The sequence below is a fragment of the Aquimarina pacifica genome (genome assembly GCF_000520955.1).
Taxonomy (GTDB): Bacteria; Bacteroidota; Bacteroidia; order Flavobacteriales; family Flavobacteriaceae; genus Aquimarina; species Aquimarina pacifica.
Map to the genome: position 1 here is coordinate 56,268 of NZ_JACC01000007.1, position 11,019 is coordinate 67,286.

An 11,019-nucleotide genomic window follows, 5' to 3' on the forward strand; every position below is an offset into this window, starting at 1 on the left:
GTTATTACATTTTATAAGTTAAACCAAGTCCAGGCGCAAATGCGCTTGATTTATATGTCCCTCCAAAAGATTCTACAGTCCCTGTAGAACTAGTACCAAAATCATAAGACTCGGTAATCTCACTAAATCTCAGGTAAAAGAAAGAGGCATCTATTGCTAACTTAGAAGTAATGGCATAACTAAAACCACCAGAGAATCCATCGGAATCATTACGTGGTGTTTCTGGAGCAAAATATCCTGATTGCACAGGAGACTCATCTCTATAATACCCCGCTCTAAGAGTTATTTTTTCTGTTGCTTCGTATTGCAAACCAAAACGAAATACCGAAGAATTCTTATAATTACGAGGATTTACAGAATCAGGATTTGCATCTGTACTACCAAAATCTATATCTAGAGACTCATAAACATCCCAGAACTGCCTGTTAAAATCAAATGCAAAAAGCCATTTTTTGTATTGATATGATAATCCAACGGTTAATTCTGCAGGCAAGGGTAATGATGCATCAAAAGTTGTTGTACCGTTTGTAAAACCTACTGCTGTTGAGTTAGGAACATTACTAAAAGTAGCCTCACCACCTTCTGCCTCAAGAGTTATTTCGCTTCGGTAACTAAATCCTAAACGAAAATTTTCACTAGGATTAAACATTGCACCAATACTCCATCCCCAATTTGTTACTCCAGAATCGTCTATCGTTACATTAGAACGATTACCTTCAAGATCCTCTGTTGTTCTGCTCAAATTACGATTAAAGTTTACAGAACCAGTAACAAAAATTGGACCTCCACCGATACTAAACTTATCAGAAAGTTTAAAAGAAAGAGTAGGTTGAATATAAATTGCCGCCAATTCTATGTTATTTACCAAATGAGAACCTGGCCAATCCGTCGGCCATGTAACACCACTACCATAAGGCGTATAAACTCCTAAACCAGCAGTAAACCAGTCATTTATCCTGTACGAACCATATAAATTAAGTGGCGTTCCTACACCATTATCTGTTTGTGAAGAAGTACCTAACTCTTCATTTTGATAAATTATGTCAGTAAAAATACCACTGGCACCAACACTCACATTTAGTTTGTCTTCTAAGTACACTAGACCAGCCGGATTAAAGAATACAAGTTCAGCACTATTGACTACTGCCACTCCCGTATGTCCCATAGCCATTGCCCTCTGACCTTGAACACTAACTCTATACCCACCAGCATACGACACCGCAGTGACCGTGGCAAATAGAACTAATAATAAAAGTTTTCTCATAATTAATTAGAATTGTTTTGTTTGTTATAGGGTTTGATAATTGAATTCTCAAAATTACTCTAATATACTAATAATACAACAAAATCATAAAAATATTATGCATACACAGTATTTTTTTGCTAATTTTTGATAAATTCTAATACTTTACTCAAAAACTCATCCGGGTTCTCTGCATGCAACCAATGCCCTGCAGCAGGTATTTTTTTTATAACAGCATTCGGGAATTGTATTTTTATGGTATCGATATCTTCATCCAAAATATAATTCGACTTTTCGCCTCTGAGAAAAATAGTTTTTCCGGTATACACATAAGCTTTGGAAAGCTCAACCCCTATTTCTTTAGCATTAGCAACCAATGCTTCGAGATGTATTCTTAGCCCTAGCTTTTCTTTCTCCTTCCAGTACAAATTTTTAAGAAGAAACATACGGACCCCACTTTCTGCGACATATTCACTAAGTTCCTTATCAGCCTCACTCCTAGAAGACACACTATCAAAATCCAAAGCACTTAACCCATCCAAAATATCCTGATGATGCAACGGATAATATTTAGGTCCAATATCAGCCACTATCAAATACGAAAGCTTATCAGGGTACTTAGAAGCAAATAACATAGCCGTTTTACCCCCCATAGAATGCCCTAAAAGACATATATCTGTAAGATTGTTGGCTGAACAATATTCTAAAAGATCTTCGGCCATAATTTCATAACTGAAATCTGAACTATGCGGACTTCTCCCATGATTACGCTGATCTAATAGATGAACCTGAAAACCTCGATCAGCAATCTTTTTACCAAGCGTTTTCCAGTTATCCCCCATCCCCAAGAAACCATGAAGAATTATAAAGGGTTTTCCTTCTCCAAAAACATTTGCGTGTAACTTCATTTGCTTTATTTAAGTCTGTGCATATACATATTTATAACATTCTCTAGTCCTAAATATATAGACTCACTGATAAGGGCATGCCCTATCGAAACCTCTAATAAACCAGGAATATTTTCTTTAAAAAACTTAATATTATCTAAGGATAGATCGTGACCCGCATTAACCCCTATACCAAGATCAATCGCTTTTTGAGCACACAAAGCGTATGGTTTCACAACATCTAGATCACCCTTACTATACCCTTCGGCAAATGCCTCAGTATACAGTTCAATCCTATCAGCTCCAACTTCCGCCGCGCCATCAATAATTTCTAACTTTGGGTCAACAAAAATCGAAGTTCGTATCTCATTCCGTTTAAATTCAGATATAACTTCTTTTAAAAAATGATGATGTTTTTTTGTATCCCAGCCAGCATTACTCGTAATTGCATCTTCTGCATCAGGCACCAAAGTAACTTGAGTTGGACTAATAGCTAACACCAAATCCATAAATTTAGAAATTGGATTTCCTTCTATATTATATTCTGTAACAACAATAGGCTTTAAATCATAGGCATCCTGATAACGTATATGTCGTTCATCAGGTCTCGGATGTATAGTAATCCCTTGACCCCCAAAATCCTGAATATCCTTTGCTACCTGAACTAAGTTTGGTGTATTTCCTCCTCTAGAATTTCGTAAAGTTGCTATTTTATTAACGTTAATACTTAACTTTGTCATAGTTTTTGATGTCTTTTACTAAAAATGTAAAAATACGAAGTTGAGAACGCCTCGATTGTATATTTTTTGATTATTTTGCATTTCGTAGCCCCCGTTAATTATGAAAACAAGTTTATACATAGTAAATGAAATTGAGCCTCTTGATGTATCTGCAAAAGTAACAGATACACAATTGTTATTTAATGAACTCACATACACTCACTTTCCTGTATTAAAGGAAGAAATTTATGTAGGGTGTATTTCTGAGGCCGATATCCGATGTTTTGAAATTGAAAAAGACTTACAAGAATATCAATATGCTCTAGAAGGTTTTTTTGTAAGAAAAGGTGATAATTGGCTTGATATCTTAGAATCATTTGCTCAGAATAACACTAACATTATGCCCGTCCTTGATGACGACAATAGATATTTGGGTTTTTTTGAGCTTGGAGACATTATCACTCTTTTTAACGAAACGCCATTTCTAAGTGAACCTGGCAATATTCTAATTGTAGAAAAGGGAATTTTAGATTATTCGTTTAGTGAAATTGCCCAAATCATAGAGTCCAATAATGCCAAAGTATTAGGGTTGTTTATTTCTAATATGAAGAATGATGTTACCCAAATTACTATAAAAATTAATGACAGTGACATTAATAATATTGTACAAACTTTTAGAAGATATAGCTACAACATTGTATCAAAACATCTTGAAGATTCATTTTTAACAAATCTAAAAGAGCGATCTGAATATTTGGCAAAATATCTTAATATCTAAAAAAAGAAGGAAATTATAACACAAATAAAACAAAAATGAAGATCGGTATATATGGCCAATTCTATCATAAAAACTCAGGAATCTACATCCAGCAGTTGCTAGAAACACTTGACGAGAACAATGTAGAGGTAGTAATTGAGAAAAATTTTTTAGAATTAATAAATCTTCATGACGAAATAGATAAGTCATACTCTCATTTTAGTACGTTCGAAGAACTCGATACTTCTTATGATTTATTCTTTAGTATCGGAGGGGATGGTACCATTCTTAGAACCATTACCTATGTACGTGATTTAGGCATCCCTATTGCCGGAATTAACACAGGAAGACTTGGCTTTTTAGCTACTATTCAGAAAGAAGAAATAAAAGATAGTATTGCCCTCATACTTGAAAAGAAATTTTACACATCTTCAAGAAGTCTTGTCACAATTGAAACTGTTCCCGCAAACAAAGAATTCGGAGTACTAAATTTTGCAATGAATGAAATTGCCGTAAGTAGGAGAAATACAACCTCAATGATTACAGTTCACACCAGTCTTAATGATGAGTTTTTAACCTCATATTGGGCAGATGGATTAATTGTTTCTACACCTACGGGATCAACAGGATATTCATTAAGTTGCGGTGGCCCAGTCATGATGCCAGAAGCAGAAAGTATGGTACTTACCCCAATCGCTCCTCACAACCTCAATGCAAGACCTTTAGTCATACCAGAAACAACAGAGATTGAACTGCAAGTGTCAAGCAGAGAAGACACCTATTTAGTCTCTCTAGATTCTAGAACTCATACCTTACCTAATGAAACAACTATAATTATAAAAAAAGCACCCTTCAAAATCAATATGGTAGTTTTACAAGACGATAGCTTTATAAAAACACTACGCAAAAAGATGCTTTGGGGAGAAGATAAACGTAATTGAACAATAAAAAGTACTAAAAAGTGTTTTTTATGCATACTATTTTACTCAAATTATTGTGTAGTAAAGTTAATTGTTATATTTGCAAACTTTTGAAAATCTATGAGATACTTAAAATCACTTATAATTGTTGTGTTTTTCGTACAACCAATTGCATCGCAAACCTATGAAGTAGGTTTGATGGCAGGGGGTGCTAATTTTATTGGTGACGTAGGTGCCACAACATATATCGCTCCGAACAACATAGCCATTGGCGCCATAGGAAAATGGAACCGAAGTAAAAGACACGCATTTAGAGCGTCTTTTTTATATGCTGAGCTAAGCGCAGATGACAGCAAAGGTGATGCAAGAAGAAAAGAAAGAGGATTGAGCTTTGACAATTCTATTAAAGAAATATCATTGGGAATGGAGTTTAATTTCTGGGATTGGTTCTTATATGATGGCGAATCTCAATCAACTCCTTATCTGTACACAGGATTAACTACATTTAATTATGGTGCATCTGCAATTGATGCAAATAATGAAATTAATGTACATTCGAATAAATGGAGCTTTGCTATCCCTATGGTATTAGGTATCAAAAAAACAGTAGGTCGAAAATTTGTACTTGCCGCAGAAATCGGTGCACGCTATACATTTACGGATAATATTGACGGTAGCGCCGAAGATGATTTTGGAGCAGGTTTTGGCAATTTAAATAACAACGACTGGTATGTATTTACCGGTATAACATTTTCATACACTTGGGGGAGAATCCCATGTCAGTGTGCTTTTTAAAAAAAATGATTGACAAAGAACAATTAAATTCTAATATCCCTCAACATGTTGCCATCATTATGGATGGTAATGGTCGATGGGCTAAAAAAAAGGGCTTATTTAGAGCAATTGGGCATGAAAATGGCACAAAGGCAGTTAGACAAGCTGTAGAAAGTTGTGCTGATATTGGTGTAAAAAACCTCACTTTGTATGCATTCTCTACAGAAAACTGGAACAGACCAAAGCTAGAAGTAGAAACTCTTATGAAGCTCCTGGTTAGCTCTTTAAAAAAAGAAATTAAAACCCTACAGGACAACAACATAAAGCTCAATGCAATTGGCAATCTTGAAACACTTCCTGAAAAAGCAAGAACAGAACTTTTAGAAGTAATCCATAAGACCAAAGAAAATTCGCATATGACACTTACTCTGGCTCTTAGTTATGGAAGCCGGGAGGAACTAACAAAAACTATACAAGAAATAAGTATTAAAGTTAAAAATGGTGTAATTTCGCCACATCTTATAAATGAAACAGTCATTAATGAGCATTTGTATACTAATGACCTGCCTGATGTAGACTTATTGATACGCACAAGCGGCGAGCAGCGTATCAGTAATTTTTTATTGTGGCAGATTGCGTATGCAGAATTATATTTTACAGAAGTATTATGGCCAGATTTTAAAAAAGAAGATTTGTACGAAGCCATATACAATTATCAAAAAAGAGAAAGAAGATTTGGAAAAACTAGTGAGCAGCTCAGTTAAAGAAATGGCAAAAAAATTACCTTTTAAGTATTTTACTTTACTTACCCTATTAATACAATCACTATCACTGTCAGCCCAAAATATACCTGGAGCAAATGGTAAAGAATATATTATTGGCGATATTAAAGTTACCGGCACAACCAGCTATAACGAAAGTACGGTAATCACCTTTACCGGACTAAAAAAAGGAGAGCGTATTTTTCTTCCCGGAAATCGTATTAGTGAAGTAATTAAAAAGTTATGGGATCTTGAACTATTTAGTGACATTAATTTTTATATCAGTAATGTAGAAGGAGAAGTTGCTGACCTCGAAATTAACATCAAAGAAGTACCAGAGCTAAATGAAGCCCGTATTGAAGGCGTTAAAAAGCGTAAAGCCGAAGAATTAATAAAGGACAATGGTCTTAAAAAAGGCGCAAAAGTTACTGAAAACCTTATTACTACTACGCGCAACTACATCACTAACAAGTATCGAAAAAATGGGTTTCTTAACACCAAAGTAGCCATTAACACCATAGAGGTAAAAGATACAGTGACAACTAATAAGGTTAACATGGTGGTGTTAATTGATAAAGGAGATCGTGTAAAAATTGATGAAATCGTTATCAATGGGAATGAGCAACTCTCTGACAAGAAAGTACGTGCTGCCATGAAAAACACCAAACGAAAAAAACGGTTGCGATTCTGGAAACGATCAAAGTATATTGCAGCAGATTATGATGAAGATAAAGATAACATCATTACAAAATATAAAGAAAAAGGATATAGAGATGCGCGTATAATTTCTGATAGCCTAATTGTTAAAGATAATAGTAGTATTTCATTAAGCCTTGATGTAGAAGAAGGAAATCGATATTATTTTGGTGAAATAAACTTCTTAGGAAACAGTGTTTATACAGATAGACAACTAGCAAGACAATTAGTTGTAAAAAAAGGAGATGTTTATAATGGTGTGTTATTAGAAAAGCAAATTGCCGATAACACAAAACCCGATGCTAATGATCTTACCAATTTATACCAAAATAATGGATACCTATTTTCCTCAATTGACGCTGTCGAGACAAGAGTATATAATGACACTATAGATTTTGAAATAAGAATTCGTGAAGGTAAACTTACCTATTTTGATCATATAACCGTTACAGGAAACGACAAAACAAATGATCACGTAATATATAGAATCTTAAGAACAAAACCCGGACAACGATATAGCAAGGATCTTGTCGTTCGAACAGTGAGAGAATTAGGACAACTAGGATTTTTTGATCCTGAACAATTAGAACCACAGTTTCAAAACGCAAATCCACAAGCCGGTACAATCGATATCAATTATCCACTAGTAGAAAAAGGATCTAGTCAAATTGAGCTGCAAGGAGGATTCGGTGGTGGTGGTTTTGTCGGAACTTTGGGTCTGGCTTTCAGCAATTTTTCAATACGTAACATTTTTAATAAAGAAGCATATCAACCATTGCCAATGGGGGATGGTCAAACCCTAAGAGTAAGAGCTCAGGCAAGTAGATTTTATCAAACATACAGTTTATCATTTGTTGAACCCTGGTTAGGAGGAAAAAGACCTTATCAACTGTCTACATCATTCTCTCATACGATACAATATCTATTTAATAGTTTTTCAGGAGATGTTGATAAAGACAGTAAATTTTTAATTACAGGAGGATCCATTGGTATTGCTAAACGATTAAATTGGCCAGATAATTATTTCACATTATCTCAAGCCTTTAGCATAAAACATTATGACCTTAAGAACTATAACACTAGACTGTTCACGTTTGGTAATGGATCTTCTAATGATTTATCTTACACACTAGGTATCAACAGAAATAATACAACAGTAAACCCTATTTTCCCTACAGGAGGTTCTGAATTTAATTTGGTAGCAAAATTATCCCTACCCTACTCACTTTTTGACGATGTTGATTATAAAGAACTAGCAGAACGCAGAGATGCTCTCGAAGAAGAGAACGAAACCCTTAATACTGCCAGTGAAGAATATAGTGACAATATTACAGAAATAGGAGAAATTGATCAGGAACGTTTTAAATGGTTAGAATATTATAAAATAAAGTTCGATGGTACTTGGTATACAAGTATTGCCAAAATAGGCAAAAACCCTCTTGTATTGAGAACAAAGGCCGAATATGGATTTTTAGGAGCATACAACAATGATAGAGGAACTATTCCTTTTGAACGTTTCTTCCTAGGAGGGGATGGATTAGGAGCAACAGCACTTGATGGACGTGAGGTTATTGGACTAAGAGGATATCTTGACCAGTCAATTATCCCACAGAGTAGAACCACCACAGAAGATTATAGTACAGATGGGGCAACAATTTATAATAAATATTCGTTAGAGCTTCGTTATCCTATAACATTAAAACCCGCTGCATCTATATATATGCTAGGTTTTCTTGAAGGAGGGGCTTCTTATGATAGTTTCAATAGATTTAATCCCTTCCAACTTAGTCGTTCTGCTGGAGCAGGTATACGTATATTTATGCCAGCATTTGGATTATTAGGTATAGATTTCGGATATGGATTTGATCCTATTCCTGGATCGGTAGAACCACATGGGTGGGAAACGCACTTTATAATAGGACAACAGTTTTAGTTTTGGCACGATTATTTCAATACACATAAAGAATTATGAAAACAAAGGGTCTTTTATTAGTTACGGCAATCAGTTGGATAGTTTTTACGCATGCAATTAATGCTCAAAAAGGAATCAGAATTGGCTATATAGATATGGACTACATTTTAGAAAATGTTGCAGAATATAATGAAGCCTCTTCTGAGCTAGAAACTAAAGTACAAAAATGGAAAGTTGAGATCGAAGCCGAACTTAAGGAAGTTGAAGAAATGCGAAAAGACCTTAACAATGAAAGAGTATTACTTACAAAAGAATTGATCGAAGAAAGAGAAGAAGACATTTTTTTTAAGGAAAAAGAAATTTTAGAATACCAACAAAAACGTTTCGGACCAAACGGGGATTTGTTTATACAAAAAAGAAGACTAGTACAGCCCGTACAAGATCAGGTTTTTGTAGCAGTTCAAGAAGTTGCAGAAAATAAAAAGTATGATTTTGTTTTTGATAAATCTGCTGATTTAGTAATGTTATACTCTGCTGACAGATATGATATAAGTGATCAGGTATTACTTAGAATAAATCGAGTTTCTAAAAGAAAACAACTAAATAATAAACAAGACAAGAAACGCTTAGAAAATGCCGAAAAACGAAATGTCGAACAAGAAGCAGAAGTAAGCGAAAGACAAGTAGCTGCCCAAAAGAAATTAGATGAACGTGAAAAACTTCTTGAACAAAGAAAAGCAGAACGCGATTCAATAAGAGCAGCAAAGAAAAAAGAATTTGAAGCAAGAAGAGCGCAGTTGTTAGAAATACAAAAAAGAAAAAAGGACTCTATAGCTGCTCTAAAATTACAAAAAGAACAACTTAATAATAACACCTCAGATCCAAACGAAGAGGGCGATAATTAGAAAATTAAACTTATAAATATATAACATCCATTAATATTACTTAAAAATGAAACAATTTAGAACATTACTAGTAGCTATTGCAATTACTATAGGAACATCAAGTTTTGTAAACGCTCAATCTAAGGTAGCCCATATCGCATCTCAAGAGCTTGTAGAAGCAATGCCTGCTTTCAAAGCCGCAAAAGGAGAAATTGAGAAGCTTAACAAAACGTATGATGCTGAGATCAGAAACATGGTGTTAGAATTGCAAAATACTATCAAAAAATATTCTCAAGAAGCTGAAACTAAAACAGATGAGGAAAACTTGAAAAGACAGCAAGAAATTCAAGCTACTGAGAAAAGTATCAATGATTATAGAACAAACGCTCTTCAAGATCTTCAGAAAAAAGAAATTGAATTAATGAAGCCTATCTATGAAAATGCACGTACTTCTATCCAAAAAGTGGCAAGAGCCCAAGGTTTCCAATATGTTTTGGATTCAACTACAGGTACAGGAGTAATCATGGCTGATGGTAAAAACTTGATGGCAGATGTAAAAAAAGATCTAGGTATCTAATATTAAGACATACCTATCTTTATTAGCAAACGATAAAAAAACAGTAAGTGTTACCTTACTGTTTTTTTATTTTTTAATATCAACTATATTGCAATTATGCAAAATCAAGCAATAGGCATATTTGACTCCGGAATAGGTGGAACTTCGATCTGGAAAGAAATCACCGCACTATTACCCCATGAAAACACTATTTATTTAGCAGATAGCAAGTATGCACCTTATGGCAAAAGATCCAGAGAAGAGATCATTAAATTAAGTATTAAAAACACAAAAAAGTTATTAGAGCTAGATTGTAAGTTAATTGTGGTCGCCTGTAATACTGCAACGACTAACGCAATTCAAATATTAAGATCTACTTTCTCCATTCCTTTCATAGGAATAGAACCAGCTATAAAACCAGCTGCTATTAATACTCAAACAAAAAACATAGGAGTACTTGCTACAAAAGGTACATTAACCAGTGAATTGTTTGCAAAAACGTCAGATCTCTACACTCAAAACATAAAAGTTACTGAAATCGTTGGGACAGGATTGGTAGAATTAATTGAGGAAGGAAAAGTATATACTCCAGAGATGTATAATCTATTATCATCATACATGCGTCCTATGATTGATGCCAATATAGACTACCTTGTACTAGGATGCTCTCATTACCCATATCTAATACCTGTTCTTAAAAAAATAGTTTCAGACAAAGTAACTATTATAGACTCGGGAGAAGCAGTTGCCAGACAGACAAAGACGGTTTTGACTTCAAGCAACCTTTTAAACACCTCATCAGAAAAAGGAAATCATCTGCTATATTCTAATACCGACATTAAAGCTCTTAAGGATATTATAACAACAAACAATCTCAATTATCAAATTGATACCCTCGCTTTTTAAGCTT

Annotated in this window: 11 protein-coding genes; 8 read left to right on the forward strand and 3 right to left on the reverse strand. The window is 34.3% G+C overall.

Annotated features, from left to right (window positions below; genetic code table 11):
* Positions 1-4: 4 nt before the first annotated feature.
* The 3 genes from DZ60_RS0104840 to DZ60_RS0104850 all read right to left on the reverse strand — a co-directional run bounded on the left by DZ60_RS0104840 (position 5) and on the right by DZ60_RS0104850 (position 2,870).
* A complete protein-coding gene (locus DZ60_RS0104840) occupies positions 5-1,264 on the reverse strand; it encodes an OmpP1/FadL family transporter (protein WP_025740948.1) in 1,260 nt (419 codons plus the stop codon).
* A 119-nt stretch (positions 1,265-1,383) separates the two neighbouring features.
* Complete coding sequence (locus tag DZ60_RS0104845) at positions 1,384-2,151, reverse strand: alpha/beta fold hydrolase (RefSeq protein ID WP_025740950.1); 768 nt, start codon at positions 2,149-2,151, stop codon at positions 1,384-1,386.
* A gap of 5 nt (positions 2,152-2,156) precedes the next feature.
* The gene (locus tag DZ60_RS0104850; RefSeq protein WP_025740951.1) at positions 2,157-2,870 is read right to left on the reverse strand and encodes a pyridoxine 5'-phosphate synthase; all 714 of its coding nucleotides are present in this window, start codon (positions 2,868-2,870) and stop codon (positions 2,157-2,159) included.
* A gap of 100 nt (positions 2,871-2,970) precedes the next feature.
* Here DZ60_RS0104850 and DZ60_RS0104855 point away from each other — a divergent pair, with 100 nt between their 5' ends.
* The 8 genes from DZ60_RS0104855 to murI all read left to right on the forward strand — a co-directional run bounded on the left by DZ60_RS0104855 (position 2,971) and on the right by murI (position 11,015).
* A complete protein-coding gene (locus DZ60_RS0104855; protein ID WP_025740952.1) occupies positions 2,971-3,627 on the forward strand; it encodes a CBS domain-containing protein in 657 nt (218 codons plus the stop codon).
* Positions 3,628-3,662: 35 nt separating this feature from the next.
* The gene (locus DZ60_RS0104860; RefSeq protein ID WP_025740954.1) at positions 3,663-4,547 is read left to right on the forward strand and encodes an NAD kinase; all 885 of its coding nucleotides are present in this window, start codon (positions 3,663-3,665) and stop codon (positions 4,545-4,547) included.
* Positions 4,548-4,646: 99 nt separating this feature from the next.
* Positions 4,647-5,321, forward strand: a complete 675-nt coding sequence (gene porG, locus DZ60_RS0104865) for a type IX secretion system protein PorG (protein ID WP_025740955.1) — start codon at positions 4,647-4,649, stop codon at positions 5,319-5,321.
* Positions 5,322-5,326: 5 nt separating this feature from the next.
* Positions 5,327-6,064: an isoprenyl transferase gene (locus DZ60_RS24655; RefSeq protein WP_025740956.1), complete on the forward strand. Its 738-nt coding sequence runs from the start codon at positions 5,327-5,329 to the stop codon at positions 6,062-6,064.
* Between the two features lie 4 nt (positions 6,065-6,068).
* Positions 6,069-8,690, forward strand: a complete 2,622-nt coding sequence (locus DZ60_RS0104875) for a BamA/OMP85 family outer membrane protein (RefSeq protein WP_081740394.1) — start codon at positions 6,069-6,071, stop codon at positions 8,688-8,690.
* A gap of 35 nt (positions 8,691-8,725) precedes the next feature.
* Positions 8,726-9,574 carry an OmpH family outer membrane protein gene (locus DZ60_RS0104880; protein WP_025740958.1) on the forward strand — a complete coding sequence of 283 codons (849 nt, stop codon included), beginning with the start codon at positions 8,726-8,728 and terminating at the stop codon, positions 9,572-9,574.
* A gap of 46 nt (positions 9,575-9,620) precedes the next feature.
* Complete coding sequence (locus tag DZ60_RS0104885) at positions 9,621-10,130, forward strand: OmpH family outer membrane protein (protein ID WP_025740960.1); 510 nt, start codon at positions 9,621-9,623, stop codon at positions 10,128-10,130.
* A 96-nt stretch (positions 10,131-10,226) separates the two neighbouring features.
* The gene (gene murI, locus DZ60_RS0104890) at positions 10,227-11,015 is read left to right on the forward strand and encodes a glutamate racemase (RefSeq protein ID WP_025740961.1); all 789 of its coding nucleotides are present in this window, start codon (positions 10,227-10,229) and stop codon (positions 11,013-11,015) included.
* Positions 11,016-11,019: the final 4 nt, after the last annotated feature.